At 68.8% G+C, this 13,760-nt stretch carries 16 protein-coding genes; 8 read left to right on the top strand and 8 right to left on the bottom strand.

Going from position 1 to position 13,760, the window contains the following annotated elements; translation table 11 throughout:
• Nucleotides 1-42: 42 nt before the first annotated feature.
• Nucleotides 43-336 (bottom strand): hypothetical protein, encoded by a 294-nt coding sequence (locus tag ACZ5VQ_RS01230; protein ID WP_469103092.1) that lies wholly within the window; start codon nucleotides 334-336, stop codon nucleotides 43-45.
• Nucleotides 337-572: 236 nt separating this feature from the next.
• Here ACZ5VQ_RS01230 and ACZ5VQ_RS01225 point away from each other — a divergent pair, with 236 nt between their 5' ends.
• Entirely contained in the window at nucleotides 573-1,025 is a 453-nt protein-coding gene (locus ACZ5VQ_RS01225) for a DoxX family protein (protein WP_362070225.1), read from the top strand.
• Nucleotides 1,026-1,030: 5 nt separating this feature from the next.
• Here the strand turns inward: ACZ5VQ_RS01225 and ACZ5VQ_RS01220 are convergent, their stop codons facing one another.
• The 3 genes from ACZ5VQ_RS01220 to ACZ5VQ_RS01210 are packed head-to-tail and all read right to left on the bottom strand — an operon-like array spanning nucleotide 1,031 to nucleotide 3,668.
• Complete coding sequence (locus ACZ5VQ_RS01220; RefSeq protein WP_362070222.1) at nucleotides 1,031-1,690, bottom strand: response regulator transcription factor; 660 nt, start codon at nucleotides 1,688-1,690, stop codon at nucleotides 1,031-1,033.
• A complete protein-coding gene (locus tag ACZ5VQ_RS01215) occupies nucleotides 1,687-2,835 on the bottom strand; it encodes a sensor histidine kinase (RefSeq protein ID WP_469103091.1) in 1,149 nt (382 codons plus the stop codon). Before ACZ5VQ_RS01215 ends, ACZ5VQ_RS01220 begins: the two co-directional genes overlap by 4 nt.
• Nucleotides 2,832-3,668, bottom strand: a complete 837-nt coding sequence (locus tag ACZ5VQ_RS01210; protein WP_469103090.1) for a lysostaphin resistance A-like protein — start codon at nucleotides 3,666-3,668, stop codon at nucleotides 2,832-2,834. Before ACZ5VQ_RS01210 ends, ACZ5VQ_RS01215 begins: the two co-directional genes overlap by 4 nt.
• 202 nt (nucleotides 3,669-3,870) lie before the next feature.
• On the opposite strand from ACZ5VQ_RS01210, the gene ACZ5VQ_RS01205 reads away from it, so the two are divergent.
• Nucleotides 3,871-4,737 (top strand): LLM class flavin-dependent oxidoreductase, encoded by an 867-nt coding sequence (locus ACZ5VQ_RS01205; protein ID WP_469103089.1) that lies wholly within the window; start codon nucleotides 3,871-3,873, stop codon nucleotides 4,735-4,737.
• Nucleotides 4,738-4,749: 12 nt separating this feature from the next.
• Here the strand turns inward: ACZ5VQ_RS01205 and ACZ5VQ_RS01200 are convergent, their stop codons facing one another.
• Nucleotides 4,750-5,574, bottom strand: a complete 825-nt coding sequence (locus tag ACZ5VQ_RS01200) for an SDR family oxidoreductase (protein ID WP_469103088.1) — start codon at nucleotides 5,572-5,574, stop codon at nucleotides 4,750-4,752.
• Between the two features lie 517 nt (nucleotides 5,575-6,091).
• On the opposite strand from ACZ5VQ_RS01200, the gene ACZ5VQ_RS01195 reads away from it, so the two are divergent.
• Nucleotides 6,092-6,724 carry a DUF1707 SHOCT-like domain-containing protein gene (locus tag ACZ5VQ_RS01195; protein WP_469103087.1) on the top strand — a complete coding sequence of 211 codons (633 nt, stop codon included), beginning with the start codon at nucleotides 6,092-6,094 and terminating at the stop codon, nucleotides 6,722-6,724.
• 80 nt (nucleotides 6,725-6,804) lie between these two features.
• On the opposite strand, the gene ACZ5VQ_RS01190 is transcribed toward ACZ5VQ_RS01195, so the two are convergent.
• Complete coding sequence (locus ACZ5VQ_RS01190) at nucleotides 6,805-7,767, bottom strand: LysR family transcriptional regulator (RefSeq protein ID WP_469103086.1); 963 nt, start codon at nucleotides 7,765-7,767, stop codon at nucleotides 6,805-6,807.
• 123 nt (nucleotides 7,768-7,890) lie between these two features.
• Between ACZ5VQ_RS01190 and ACZ5VQ_RS01185 the strand changes: the two genes are divergently transcribed.
• Both ACZ5VQ_RS01185 and ACZ5VQ_RS01180 read left to right on the top strand, forming a co-directional pair.
• Nucleotides 7,891-9,219 (top strand): MFS transporter, encoded by a 1,329-nt coding sequence (locus tag ACZ5VQ_RS01185; RefSeq protein ID WP_469103085.1) that lies wholly within the window; start codon nucleotides 7,891-7,893, stop codon nucleotides 9,217-9,219.
• The gene (locus ACZ5VQ_RS01180) at nucleotides 9,164-9,901 is read left to right on the top strand and encodes a hypothetical protein (protein WP_469103084.1); all 738 of its coding nucleotides are present in this window, start codon (nucleotides 9,164-9,166) and stop codon (nucleotides 9,899-9,901) included. Before ACZ5VQ_RS01185 ends, ACZ5VQ_RS01180 begins: the two co-directional genes overlap by 56 nt.
• Before the next feature lie 81 nt (nucleotides 9,902-9,982).
• On the opposite strand, the gene ACZ5VQ_RS01175 is transcribed toward ACZ5VQ_RS01180, so the two are convergent.
• Nucleotides 9,983-11,008: a helix-turn-helix domain-containing protein gene (locus ACZ5VQ_RS01175; protein WP_469103083.1), complete on the bottom strand. Its 1,026-nt coding sequence runs from the start codon at nucleotides 11,006-11,008 to the stop codon at nucleotides 9,983-9,985.
• A 171-nt stretch (nucleotides 11,009-11,179) separates the two neighbouring features.
• Here ACZ5VQ_RS01175 and budC point away from each other — a divergent pair, with 171 nt between their 5' ends.
• Complete coding sequence (gene budC, locus ACZ5VQ_RS01170) at nucleotides 11,180-11,965, top strand: meso-2,3-butanediol dehydrogenase (protein ID WP_469103082.1); 786 nt, start codon at nucleotides 11,180-11,182, stop codon at nucleotides 11,963-11,965.
• A gap of 31 nt (nucleotides 11,966-11,996) precedes the next feature.
• Here the strand turns inward: budC and ACZ5VQ_RS01165 are convergent, their stop codons facing one another.
• Nucleotides 11,997-12,824 (bottom strand): GntR family transcriptional regulator, encoded by an 828-nt coding sequence (locus ACZ5VQ_RS01165; protein ID WP_469103081.1) that lies wholly within the window; start codon nucleotides 12,822-12,824, stop codon nucleotides 11,997-11,999.
• A gap of 313 nt (nucleotides 12,825-13,137) precedes the next feature.
• Here ACZ5VQ_RS01165 and ACZ5VQ_RS01160 point away from each other — a divergent pair, with 313 nt between their 5' ends.
• Both ACZ5VQ_RS01160 and ACZ5VQ_RS01155 read left to right on the top strand, forming a co-directional pair.
• The gene (locus tag ACZ5VQ_RS01160; protein ID WP_469103553.1) at nucleotides 13,138-13,398 is read left to right on the top strand and encodes a DUF2785 domain-containing protein; all 261 of its coding nucleotides are present in this window, start codon (nucleotides 13,138-13,140) and stop codon (nucleotides 13,396-13,398) included.
• Nucleotides 13,310-13,744 (top strand): DUF2785 domain-containing protein, encoded by a 435-nt coding sequence (locus ACZ5VQ_RS01155; protein WP_469103080.1) that lies wholly within the window; start codon nucleotides 13,310-13,312, stop codon nucleotides 13,742-13,744. The genes ACZ5VQ_RS01160 and ACZ5VQ_RS01155 overlap by 89 nt, the downstream gene beginning before the upstream one ends.
• Nucleotides 13,745-13,760 lie beyond the last annotated feature (16 nt).

Genomic DNA, 13,760 nt, shown 5'->3' with positions numbered 1-13,760 from the left:
CACGCCGGCGGCGGAATCGCACGCAGTCGCCGAGCAGCTGCGTCAGTGTCGCTGGAGGGAGTCGCTTCGAGCCGACTCGTGCCGCTGAGCGTGCTGCTCGTTCCAGAGTTCGGCGAGCTCGCCGAGTGCACTGTTGGAGCGGCCCAGCTCCCAGAGCAGATAGACGCTGGCTCCGGCGAACGGGATCCACTCGCCCCATTCGAAGATGAGAACCGGCATGTACAGCAGACCGGCCAGGACGAAGAACTTGACGAAGATCTCGGCTGTGTACGTCTGCTTGCGGCCGACGACGACATGCTCTCCGCGGCCGTGGGTCCATTGCAGGCGCGATCTCATGGCTACTCCCTATGGGCTCCGGATGGACATCATGCCGTCTGCCACTTGGTGAGTGCCAGTACGGAACGGGGCCGGTCGGGACCTGGATACAGGCGACGAGGACCATGGTGCGCAGATACATCGGAACCCGTTTGAACCCGGAGCGCTCCGGACACGTACGGTCAACTGGGGGCTTCTATCTGCGTGCTGTGGTTCATGGCCTCCTGGTCCCGTTGTGACACTTTCGAGGAGTACCGATGACCACCAATCCGCGCCTCGGCGACTGGCTGACGACGCGCCAGCCGTTCGTGCTGGGCCTGTTCCGCATGGTCCTTGGCCTGTTGTTCGCCTCCGAGGGCGCTGCCACGGTCTTCGGGGTGCTGGACCGGAAGGCCAGCCCGACGGGCGACTGGCCCTTCTGGTACGCCGGGGTGATCGAGCTGGTGTGCGGCGTTCTTGTTCTCCTCGGGGTCGCGACCCGCAGCGCGGCGTTCATCAGCTCGGGCATCATGGCGTTCGCGTACTTCACGGAGCACCAGCAGGACGGGCTCTTCCCCTTGCAGAACGGGGGACTTGCACCGGTGCTCTTCTGCTGGGGATTCCTGCTCATCGTGTTCTCCGGACCCGGTGCCTTCGCCCTTGCGGGCCTGGTCGGCCGCGGGAGCGGTGCGCGTCCCGTCGCCGGCCCGATGACCGAACAGGCCCGGTAGCGATGTCAGGTCACCAGGCCCTGGCGGTAGGCGTACACGACCGCTTGGACGCGGTCGCGGAGGTTCAGTTTGGCGAGGATGCGGGAGACGAAGGTCTTGACGGTCTCCGGGCTGATCACGAGGGTCGCGGCGATCTCGCTGTTGGAGAGGCCGTTCGCGATGAGGCGAAGGACCTCCAGTTCGCGAGGGGTCAGCGGGATGTCGTGCGGGGCGCCCTCGGCGGGCCGGATACGGGCGGCGTATCTGCCCACGAGCCGACGTGTCACCTCGGGGTCCAGTAGTGCCGCGCCCGTGCCCACGGTCCGGATCCCGTGGAGCAGTTGGGCCGGCGGGGCGTCCTTGAGCAGGAACCCGCTCGCCCCCGCGCGCAGCGCCTCGTAGACGTACTCGTCGAGGTTGAACGTGGTCACCACGAGCACCTTGACGGGATGCGGCACCCCGGCCCCGGCCAGCAGGCGGGTGGCTTCGATGCCGTCCAGCACAGGCATGCGTACGTCCATCACCACGACGTCCGGGCGCACTTGGCCGGCGAGGTCGACCGCGGCCCGTCCGTCGCCGCACTCGCCGGCCACCTCCATGTCGGGCTGCGCGTCGATGATCGTCACCAGCCCGGTGCGGATCAGCACCTGGTCGTCGCAGACCAGGACCCGGATCGGTGCGGTCACGACGGGCTCCCCGCGGGTATACGCGCCCGTACGACGAAGCCACCGGCCGTCTGCCGGCCCGCGCTGAAGTCGCCGCCCAGGACGTCGACCCGTTCGCGGAGACCGGCGAGGCCCCGCCCGCTCCCGCCGGGGGACCCGGCCCGCGAGCCGGAACCGTCCGTACTGACCTCCACGGTGATCTCCCTTTCGGCGTGCCGTACCTGGACCGAAGTGCGGCTGCCGTGAGCGTATTTGAGGGCGTTGGTCAGGGCCTCCTGCACGACCCGGTAGGCCACGAGTTCGGCGCTGCCGGTCGACTCCGCCGGTGTGCCCTCCTCGGTGAACTCCACCGGCTGACCGGCCCGGCGCGTCTGCTCCACGAGGGTGAGCAGTCTGCCGGCGGGCGGCGTTCTGGCCTCGGTGCCGTGGTCGGGGTTGAGCAGGTCGAGCAGGTGCCGCAGGTCGGTGATGGCCCGCCGGCCGGTGTCGGTGACGGCGGTCAGGGTCTGGTCGAGGCGATCGGGCGCGGCGGTGAGATAGCGCGCCGCCTCGGCCTGCACGACCATCGCCGTCACGTGATGGGTCACGACGTCGTGCAACTCGCTTGCGATGCGGGTGCGTTCGGCGGTGCGGGTGTCGTCGGCGATACGGCTGCGGCGTTCGGCATCCGCGATCCGGGTGGAGCGCAGCCACGCCCCGAAGCCCCATGCGAGGACCATCGCCAGATAGAACGTCACGAATCCGCTCGGTGGCTCGCCCGAATCGAGCCGGACGAGCGCGATCGCCAGCGGCACGTACGCCAGGGAGAAGGCGATTGCGGCGGTACGCCGGTGCCGTTCCAGATGGGCCCCCACGCTCAGCAGCGCGATCGGCAGCGCGGTGCCCGCGAACGAGTGGTAGCCGCGGATCTGGTCGATGGCGAAGCCGACCGACACCAGGGCGAGACAGACGACCGGCCACCGCCGGCGCACGGCGAGCGGGAAGCATTCGAGGGCGATCGCCACGATGGCCAGTGCGTCGAGGGGACGGTGCGGCAGGTTGCCGATCTGCGTGCCGTAGAACCCCGGCAGGAACGACCCGGCGAGGCACAGCAACCCGACCGGGAGATCCCGGACCGTGACGTCGGCCCGGCTCCACCACTCCGGGGGCCGCCGAAGACTGATCATCGGGGGAGTGTAGCGGTGGTGTCGATCCGCTCGGCGCGCCGACGGCGGGGCACCACATGGCCGCGCCGGTGGGCCAGCCATATGAACGCGATCGTCGCCAGTACGCAGAACAGCACCGAGTACACGCTTCCCTCCGGGCCGAAGTCGCCCCCGGTGAGCAGCTTCGGGCCCGACATCGCGGAGTCCAGCAGTCCCTGAGGGGTGTCGTTGCCCGAGACCTCGGTGCTGAAGATGCCGGACGCGGCGAAGTTCCAGCCGAAGTGCAGGCCGATCGGCACCCACAGCCTGCGGGTGGCGACGTACGCGGCGGTGAGCATGCCGCCGGCCTCGATGGCGATGGCAGTGGCGCCCCACAGGCTCGCGTACGGGTTGAACAGGTGCGACAGGCCGAACAGCGCACCGGTCAGCACCAGCGCGATCCATGTGCCGACGTGCTCCTCGGCGATGCGGAACAGGACACCGCGGAACAGCAGTTCCTCCGTCACCGCGGCGGCGGCCATGAAGCCGAACAGCCCCGCCGCGCCCGACACCGAGCCGACACCGTCGACCTCGTAGTGCCCGGAGGTGAAGAGGTTCACCATGACGGCCCCGAACAGCGCGGCGCCGATCAGCGTTCCGCGGCCCATCGCGGCCGGGGCGCCTTCCAGGGCCACCTCCGTGGACGGGCGGCGCTCGGTCCGCCGTACCACCCACCCGTAGACGAGCACCGCGAGCACGGCTGTCGGGACGCCGACGGCCAGTTGGAGCCATGGGTGGTCCTCCAGTGCGGCAAGCGCCTGGCCGCCGATGAAGGCGACCGCCGCGACGGCCACGAGTTGCGAGACCAGCCTCATGGGAACTCCTGTGTCAGAGCCGCGACCGGAGTGCCGCGGGCTGGGTAGAAAGCTATGGATCCGGCGAGCCGGAATCGTCACCGCTCGGTGGACACCTGCGCGTAGCTCTCCCGGGGGACAGGGCGCGCCGGGCCGGACAGGGTGCACCGGCCCGCCGGGATTTTCGGTTGCCGCTCCAGGTGCCGTGCAGCACGATGCGGGGATGCGCTTCTCGGTGAACATTCCGAACTTCGGTGACTTCGCCGATCCCAGGACCGTGGCGAAGGTGGCCGCGGCGGCGGAACAGGCAGGGTGGGACGGGCTGTTCGTCTGGGATCACGTGCTGCACCGCAAGCACGGGGGCAGGCCCTTCGGGGACCCCTGGATGCTGCTGACCGCCGCCGCGCTGGCGACGTCCCGGATCCGGCTGGGCACACTCGTCACCCCCGTCGCCCGGCGGCGCCCGCAGCAACTCGCCCGCCAGGTGGCCACCCTGGACGCCGTGAGCGGCGGCCGGGTCACCTTCGCCGCGGGGCTGGGCGGGCCCGTCGAGGACGAGTACGCGAGCTTCGGTGACACCACCGACCCGAAGGTGCTGGCCGAGCGACTGGACGAGGGCCTGGACCTGCTCCAGCGCTACTGGTCGGGCCAGCCGGTGAACCACGACGGACGGCACTACCAGGTACGGGACGTGACCTTGCTGCCCGCCACCGTGCAACGCCCTCGGCCGCCGGTCTGGGTCGCCGGCTTCTGGCCCAACCGGCCGCCCATGCGCCGGGCCGCCCGCTGGGACGGCGTGGTCCCGCTGTTCACCGAGGCCAGACACGGCCACGTACCGCCGGTCGACCAGGTCCGCGACCTCGTCGCATACGTGCGCAAGCAGCGCGAAGACCGGTCCGGCACCTCGTTCGAGATCGTCCTCGGCGGTGCCACACCGGGCGGCGACGCGGCCAGGACCCGCGATCTGATCGGCCCGTTGGCCGAGGCGGGAGCCACCTGGTGGGACGAACGGCAGCTCCAGACCGGCGAAGCACTGGACCGGCTCACACCGGTGCTGCGCCGCATCGAACAGGGCCCGCCGGTCCTGTAGCGCGCGGTGCGTCTACTGGACGCGGAGGAACTCCCTGGCTCCACGCAGCCGGGTGCGTACGCGTTCCCGGGTGGCGCTGCTGTCGAGGCGGACGTCGAGGGCGCCGGGCATGAGTGCGTCGGCTCGGCGCCCGGCGGGCAGCCGGGCCGCGTCGAGTCCGTCGCGCCGGGCGATGAGTACGCCGAGTTCATGGCGGCTTAGGGCGTCCGCCCCGGCCAGGTGGAACATCCCGGCCCGGTCCGACGCCGCGAGCTCCAGCAGCGCGGAAGCCAGGTCCTCGACATGCACTGGGCAGCGGATGTCGTCGGTGAACAGGACGCCGTCGTGTGTGCCGGCGGCCAGGGCGTGGACCAGGCGCTCGTGCACGGATCCGCCGCACCCGATGATCAACGACGTACGAGCGACCGCGGCGGTCGGCGCCAAGAGCCGCACCGCGGTCTCGGCGGTGGCCTTGGCCGCGCCGTACGGGGTGACCGGGTCGGGCAGGCAGGACTCGTCGTAGCGAATCCGGGAACCGGAGAACACCGCGTCGCTGGAGACGTGGACCAGGCGGCAACCGCGTCGCGTCGCGGCCATCGCCACGCGGATCGAGCCGTCCGCGGTGACCGCCCAGTCGCTTCCTCCGCTCGTGGCGTCGATGACGGCACTGGGGGCCACCACGTCCAGTACCTCGTCGACGTCTCCGGGGGAGCGAAGATCGAGCCGGTACCACGCGGCTTCGGCAAGGCCGCCGGGGCGGGAACAGTACGTCGCGGCCGTCTCCCAGCCCGCGGCCGCCGCCAGGCGCACCAGTTCCGTACCGAGGAAACCGCTGCCGCCGATGATCAGGACCTTCATGGCGCCCTACGGTAACCGGGCTCGGACGAGCGCGGCCCCGCAGAATCAGGCCTCGGAGAAGGGATGGTGCCCTTGCGCCCGGGCGTTTTCCCCCGGAGACCGCGCGCGCCGGGGACGAGTGTGACACCGTGGACCTCAGGCCCGGCCCGTCACTTCCCCCCGTAGTGGCGGGTCGGGTCTATGTGTGGATCACCAGCTGGTGACCATGCCGCTGAAGCAGACACTGCCGCCCAGGCTCGCAGCGCCCGTGTCCACGACGCGCATCGCGCTGGGGACTCGCGGATCGCCCCAGAGGGTGGGCGCATATGTCTGAGGTCCGGTCTGACCGGGGGACACCGGTGATCAGTTCCCTGTCATGTGTCCCATTGGGTACGTTTCTTTCGTATCTCACGACCGTGATCGCGCCGAAGTCGATCGTGCCCCCTGCCCGGGATTCATGTCGCGATATGGCGTTAGTCTTCTACTCGCGCCGCTGCCCGCGTCGCGCGGAGACGTTCGACAGGACCAGGACGGAATCATGTCGGGAGAGATTTCGCCCACCGGGAAACCCTCCGGCTCGTCGCCCGAGCTGCGAGCCTCTCATGCGGACCGGGACCGGGTGGTGGATGTGCTGCGTATCGCGGCGGGCGACGGCCTGCTGTCCGCGGACGAGCTGGACGAGCGCCTGGAAGCCGCCCTGGCGGCGCGTACACTGAGCGAACTGACCACGCTCACTGCTGACTTGCCGCCCGTATCGGCCACGGCCGGCACGACCGTGGCCGAGGTCAAGGACGTGGTCCGGATCGAACAGGTCCACAGCGGCGCGATCGAGCGCGTGGGACGCTGGGTGGTACCGCGGAGGCTGGAGCTCGCGGTGACGTACTGCGAGGTGACACTCGACTTCACCGACGCGGTGATCACACACGACACCCTGCGGATCGACGTGGGTATGACGGGAAAGACCCTGAGGCTGATCACGAGGCCGGGCGTCGTGATCGATACCGATGGTCTGCAGCTGGTGCACAGCAGGGTCAAGTACCGTCAGGCTTCGACGAATGCCGACACGCCGGTCACTCTGCGAGTGGAGCTGGTCGGTACGAAGGCCTTCGGCCGCGTGGTGGTGCGGCCCCGGCATCGGACGCTGGGCCAGTGGCTGCTGCGTAGGTCCTGATCCCTTTCTGTACGCGCTCGACTCCACTGTCGCGAACCGTCGGCGGGGCGAGCTGTCCTCGCAGCCCTCGACCCTCGGCGTCAGGTGTGTTCGACGGCTCCGTCGCTGCGGCGTGGTGTCGTTGCCCAGGAGGGGAGCCAGGCTGTCTCGGGGAGTGGTGTCAGGCTTCCGAAGTGGTTGATGATTGCCCGGAGTCCTGGGTGCGGATTCTCGCGGGGGAGGATGAGCGAGAGCGGGTACGCGAGTGTCGGATCCACGATCGGGATGCGGCGCAGGTCGTGGTTCGTCGGCCAGATGTACCGGTCGCGTGAGCCTACGAAGGTTGCCACGTCCCCGGAGTCCGCGAGGATGTCGAGGAGTACCTCGTTGCCGAAGTTCGGCCCCGCGGCATCGATGCGAAGGTCGAAGTCGGTCGCGAGTTGATCGTAGAACTCCGCCCATTCGCTTCGCGGCGCGATACCCGGCACCCAGATCCGGTGCCGGCGCAGCTGAGTCGGTGTCAGTGTCCGTGCGGAGGCGAGCGGGTGCCTCGGGCCGACGAGGAGTTCCGGCGGGGAGTCGAAGGCGTGGATCATCCGCACGTCGCGCGGCAGTGTGGCCGGGGCGGTGACCGAGCGGAACGAGGCGTCGATGTCGCCTGCTTGGACGGCGGCGACCGCCAGGCGCGGGTCGTTGACCCTGAGGGTCACCACGTCGAGGTCGGTTTCGGGGTGCGACCGCCAGTAGTCGTGCAGCACGACGGCCTGCGCGGATCGCAGTCCGAGCACGTCGATCCGAAGGGCCCGCGAGCCCGGTCTGATCGCGGTGATGGCGCGATCGACACCCGTGACGATGCTCCGGGCGTGCGGGAGGAAGGCCTGGCCGTCGAGTGTCAGCTCGACCCCTCGGGCGGTGCGCGTGAACAACCGGACGTCCAGCTCGCGCTCAAGGGCCGCGATCCGCTTCGACACGGCCTGTTGCGTTACGCCGAGCTCGTCGGCCGCGTGTTGCAGCTGTCCGAGTTCGGCCGCGCGAACGAAGGATCGCACCGCCTCGGTATCCATTGATCGAGCATAGACGTGCCCAACCGATGGTTGTGGCTCGCCCGGGAGTCGGTTGTTTGATCCCGCGACGGTGCGTCCGGTGTGATTCAGCGACTCGAACACCGGTCGTCGCGAGGGAGTCGCATGCGCGTGCAGTTGGGGCGCAGTTTCGGCTGGCTGTGGTCGGCCTACGCCGTCAGTACGTACGGTACGTGGCTTGCCTTCGGTGCGTTCCCGCTGATCGCGGTTCAGGTGCTGCACTCGTCGGCGTTCGCCGTGTCGGTGCTGGAGGCGGCCGGGCTTGCCGTCGCGGCGGTCGTCGCGTTCTCGCTCGGGCCGTGGGTCGAGCACCGGGCCAAGCGTCCGGTGATGATCGCGATGGACCTGATCCGGTTCGTCGCGGTGGCGAGTATTCCGATCGCGTACGTCCTCGGCCTGCTTTCGTACGGCCAACTGCTGGTTGTATCGGTTATCTCCGGGACCGCGAGTATCGCCTTCTCCGCCGCATCCGGCGCGTATCTGAAGTACCTCCTCCGTGGTGATCACCTCCTCGTGGCGAACGGGAGATTCGAGGGCACTGGCTGGGTGGCGACCGCGGCGGGCCCACCACTCGGCGGTGCGCTCATAGGGGTGCTCGGCCCGGTCGTCACGGTCCTGGCCGACGCCCTCAGCTACCTGCTGTCCGCGCTCGGCGTCCTCCGCATCCGCGGAGGCGACATCGCGGTACCCCGCGACCGGACCACCAGGTTGCGCGGAGCCGACCTTCTCGGCGGCTGGCGGTTCATCCTCCACGACCGCGCACTGAGACGCCTGTTCCTCAACTCGATCCTGGTCAGCGGCCTCATCATGGCCACCGCCCCGCTCCTGGCCGTCCTCCTGCTGGGCCAGTACCACTTCCCGGCCTGGCAATACGGTCTCGCCTTCGGCATCCCGGCACTCGGAGGCTTCGCGGGCGCCCGCCTCTCCGCGCGCCTCGGGACCCGCTACGGCCGATACCGGGTCATGATGGTGTCCGGTTGGCTGCGATCACTCTTCCCGCTCGGTCTCGCGTTCGTCCGGCCCGGCATCCCCGGGCTCCTCACCGTGATCATCGTCGAGGGCCTGCTGATCACCTGCATGGGGGTCTTCAACCCGATCTACGCAACAGAACGCCTGCAGCGGACCCCCGTGGATCGCACTGCCCAAGTCCTCAGCACCTGGAGCGCCATCAGCAAACTCCTGCAAGCCGCCCTCATGGTGATCTGGGGCATCCTCGCCACACTCACCAGCCCGCTCACCGCGATCACCATGTCGGGCGTTCTCCTGCTTGCCACGCCGCTGTTGCTGCCCAAGCGAATGCATTGGTCGGCTCCTGAGCCTGCTGTTTCGGCCGAACAGGTCCGGGCATACCCGTCATCACAACGCCGGAGATCACGCAATGACTGCTCAGCAGCCCATCACATACGACGCGTTCGTGGAACTCGCCGCCACTGATTCAGCTGTCGTCGGCCTTGTCCTCAAAGGGTCCCGAGCCCACGAGGGTATGACTACCGAATACTCCGACCACGACCTCTACGTCGTCGTCGCCGATGGCGCGACGACGGCCCTCACCCGGTTCACCGGGCACCGCACCCCAGAGCTCGACCTCGTCATCCTCTCCCTCGAAGAATTCCGCGCCGCCGGAATGCCCGGCTTCGAGCGGTACGCCCTCGCTCGCGCGCGGATCGTGCTCGACCGGCTCGACGGAGGCATTGCCAAGATCCTGGCCGACAAGGCGCGGCTCGACGCCGACGAGGCCTTCCGGGAGGCGGGCGAGTGGCTTGATGCCTACGCCAACTCCCTCTACCGCTCGCTCAAGAACGACCGCGACGGACACGCGCTCGCGGCCCGGCTCGACGCCACCGACAGCATCCGGTTTCTGCTGGAGGCGCTTTTCGCCCTCGACCGTCGCCCCCGCCCCTATAACAAGTACCTGGAATGGGAGCTTGCCCGATTCCCGCTGCCCGGCTGGGACACCGGCATGTTGCTCGCCGCTGTGGGCCGCATCTCAGGAATGGGTGACGTGTCCACACAGCGTCGTCTCTTCACCCAGGTCGAGGCAGTGACCCGCCGGGCCGGGCACGGCGCGGTACTGGACGCATGGGGTAAGGACTTGGACCTGATGCGACCGCACTAGGAGCGCACCGCGGCAAGCTCCCACACCGCCGCTTTGGCCGTCTGCAGCATTCGCTACTTCAAGCTCACCTACTCCAGCGTGTCACAACCTCTCCGGCGGTGCGTCGTATCGCGGTCGGCCGGCTTGGTCGGCCGGCCTGGTCGAGCGGGCGTACTCGGTGGGGGTCTGGCCGTAGTGCTTCTTGAAGGCCCGGATGAAGTGGCTGCTGTCGGCGAACTGCCAGTGGGCGGCGAGTTCCGAGACGGTCAGGCGGCCGGAAGGGGTGGTGAGGGCGAGCCGGGCCTCTTCCAGGCGACGGTGGCGGATGTAGGCGGTCGCCGACTCGCCTGTCGTGGCGAAGGCCCGTTGCAGGGTGCGTACGGAGACGTTGAGTTCACGCGCCAGCATCGGTGGGGAGAGATCGGGATCGGCCAGTTGGCTGTCCACCAGGTCCTTTGCGGCCTGGGCGAGAGCCGGGGCCAGGCGGGGCTCCACGTCGTCGAACCGACTCAGCGCCACCGCCTTGGCCAGCTCGATCAGGCTGCTGTGGGCGGCCTCCACACCGGCCGGACTCAGGTCGGCCATCGTTGCGTGGACCATGTTCGAGTGGGCGGTCAGCAGGCGTACCTCTGCCGAGTCCGCCGACCCGGTCACGACCCTGTTCCCCAGCAGGGGTTTGAGCATCGCGGCCGGCAGGACGAGGACCTGCGCCGTCGTGTGGGGCACCGTCTCGAAGTGCGACGGCCGCCCGACATGCCGGAGGAGGAACTGCCCGCCCGAGACGGTGTGTTCGCCACGATCGCGCGAGCCGCCCAACGTCCATGCTCCGCGCCGGACGACGTACAGACGTACCTGGTCCTCGACGCCGCGCGGGGTGCCCGCGGTACGGACGGCCGACACACCGTGGACATCGGTGATCGCCACGTCACGCACCTTGGCGACCCGGCTCCTGACCCGGAAGTCAGCGATCGTGGCCGGGCTGTAGGTCGGCTGTGGGAAGCCGTCACCGATCCGCGTCTCCCACTCGCGCAGAAAGGCGTCGAATCCTCGCGGTACGGCGCCGGGGACGGTGGAGTCCACGGAAAACGCGCCGAGCGTTCCGTCGGCCTCCGCTCCAGTGCTGTTCATCGCAGCCCGGTCCCCTTCGCGTTCGATGCGCCGACGCTGAGTTGTGGCGCGTACGTTCTGTTCGGACGCCGCGCCGGTCCAAGTGCGGGCAGTGCCAGCATTCCTAGGCTTCGGAGGGAGAAGCAAACCCGGGCCGTTCCGGGCCCGGCGCACACGAAGGACGAGAGACTCGTGAACCAAGAGAAGTCCAGCCGCGTGGCAGTCATCACGGGTGCCGGTGCCGGCCTCGGAGCCGCGACAGCGCACCGGTTCGCCGCCGACGGATACACCGTGGTGCTTGTGGGCCGCACGGAAGCGACTCTGCGGCGGACCGCCCAAGAGGGCCCGGACGGCGCGGACATGCATCCCTGGGTCGGGGACGTCTCGGACCTGGCTGCCATCACCGCGGTCATGAACGGAGTGGCCGAGCGGTTCGGACGCCTGGACGTCCTGGTCAACAACGCGGGCGTGGCGATTCCGGGCACCGTCGACCAGATCGGCATGGACAGCTACCGGACCATGATGAGCACGAACGTCGACGGCGTCTTCTTCGCCTCGCGGGCCGCGCTGCCCCACCTGCGAGCGGCGCGCGGATGCATCGTCAACGTCGGATCCGTGGGCGCCCTGCGCGGCGATTGGTGCCAGGCCGCCTACAACACGACCAAGGGCGCGCTGGCGAACCTGACCAACGCGATGGCGCTGGACCACGGCCGGGAGATCCGGGTCAATGCCGTCCACCCCGGCGTGACGCTCAGCAGCCAGTTCATCCGCGACGCGCTTGCCGAAGAAACCGCTCTGCGCAGCCGTTTCGTGGATCGCGTACCCATGGGCCGCCCGGGCGAACCGGCCGAGGTCGCCGCCGTCGTCGCCTTCCTCGCCGGTGACGACGCCGGGTTTCTCAACGGAGTGCACATTCCCGTGGACGGCGGCCTGACCGCGTCGAACGGCCAGACCAACCTGTACAGGACCGACAACTGACTCCTCGACAGCGAGAAGCCGTTCGCGTTCGTCAGACCGTCGTGCGGTCTTGGCCCGGGAGGTCCCACGTCGACTCGAACCAGTCCTGCATGCTCGTGAAGAACGTGGAGTCGTGTGACTCCTCGTCCTCCTCTCGGCGGTGGTACGAGAAGGTCGAACCCAGGCCGACTACGTCCAGGGCCTCGATGTCGGGACCTTCGCTGACGGCGACCTTGCGCTCGACCACGTCATAAGTTCCGTACAGCATGTCGGAGTTGTTGAGCACGTACAGCTTGCAGTGCGGGGTCAGTGGCACTCTGCGGATTTCCAGCCGGGCGTCCACGCCTGCCTCACGCAGTGCCTTGAAGCACTCCTGCATGTCCTTGATATGTGTACGGGTCATCTTCTGCCAGCGGTGCCAGACCCGGTGATCGGCCGGGTCCTTGGCACGTGGGTAGGCGAGAGGGCCGTCCTCCCAGGGAAGGAGTACGCGGGCGTGCAGGCGCTCGGGTGAGATCTCCTTGCTCAGGACGCGCTCCGTCTGGCGCCTCAGGTGGCGGCCCAGAGTTTCGGCAGTGAGCGTGAAGACGTCCAGAGACACCGCGCGTTTCTGGAACGCCGCGTCAATCAGTGGAAGGGGCAGGGCGCGATTGCGCCGCTCGGCACCCGGCCCGGCCGGGTCGACAGGGGGGAGCCTCACTACCCGGCTGCCGCTGCCCTGCCTCGACTCGATCCAGCCCTCGGCGGCCAGTTGCCGCAGGACGCGCTGGACCGTATCGCGAGAGACCCCGTACTCGGAGGTCAGGTTTCGCTGTGGGGGCAGTATTTCGCCCAGCCGGAGCGTTCCGTTCGCCAGCTGCTCGCGCAGCGCGTTGTCCATCCGACGGAACTCTGTGCCCCTATGGTCTTCGCTTTCTGACGCCACCACATGCCGAATCTATCGCCTCCGCCCACCTGATGAATGGCCGTGCCTCAAACCCTGATGCCACTGCAGGGGCAACGGCAGAGACCTCCCCGCATCCCTTGTCCTGACCGGCCTCCGAGCCAAGACGTCAATTCAGATGGTGAGTCTGCGATGGCGGACGAGGCCGCTGTTGGTATCCGTCAGCTGTGTGAAAGCCTCACGAGATGTGTGCTGATCTCGTCTCGACGCAGTCCTTGATGCGCTCGGCGACACCGCCACCAGCCGATTCATCCACTCTGCGGTACAGGCCCGGACCTTCGCACCGCTGACCCTCTGCTCCGTTCTGACACGCGGACACACCGTTCCCGGACTCGTACCGAAGGAGGCTGCGGAACGCTGGTGCGCTGAATTCTCGGCCTGGTATCCGGTAGAGCAGGACACCCGCGGCTGGGACGACTCCCATGGGCTGGCTGCACGCCGTCGCACACGGCGCCGACGCTGCCGCCGCGTTCGCAAAGGCCCTGCCCGACCGCCGCACGGCACTACTTGAACTCTGTGCCCGCAGGATGACGGCCCCGCAGACCGACTACCGCTACGCACAGTTGGAGGACGCGAGGCTTACCCGTGCGCTCATGCGTATCCTCCAGGCCCCTGGCCTGAAGCGCGAGCAGGCCACCGGCTGGCTGACCGTGGTGGCGCAGGCCCTGGACGGAGGGGGCCCCGGGCCCGTCCCGATCTGGGCGTTCAACACCTTTGCCACCCTCCAGTCCCTCCACCTGCACCTGCACCTGCACCTGGTTCGAGGCCTCGCCGACGAAGACGACCCGCCGCATGCCGAGGCGGTTGCCGCCCATGTCGCCGATCTCCTTCGCCTGCCCTACTACTGGCTCGCCTGACACGGGGCAGCTCCGA

It is taken from the genome of Streptomyces sp. NPDC033178 (assembly GCF_055577685.1).
This window is presented reverse-complemented; position numbering and strand designations above follow the sequence as displayed.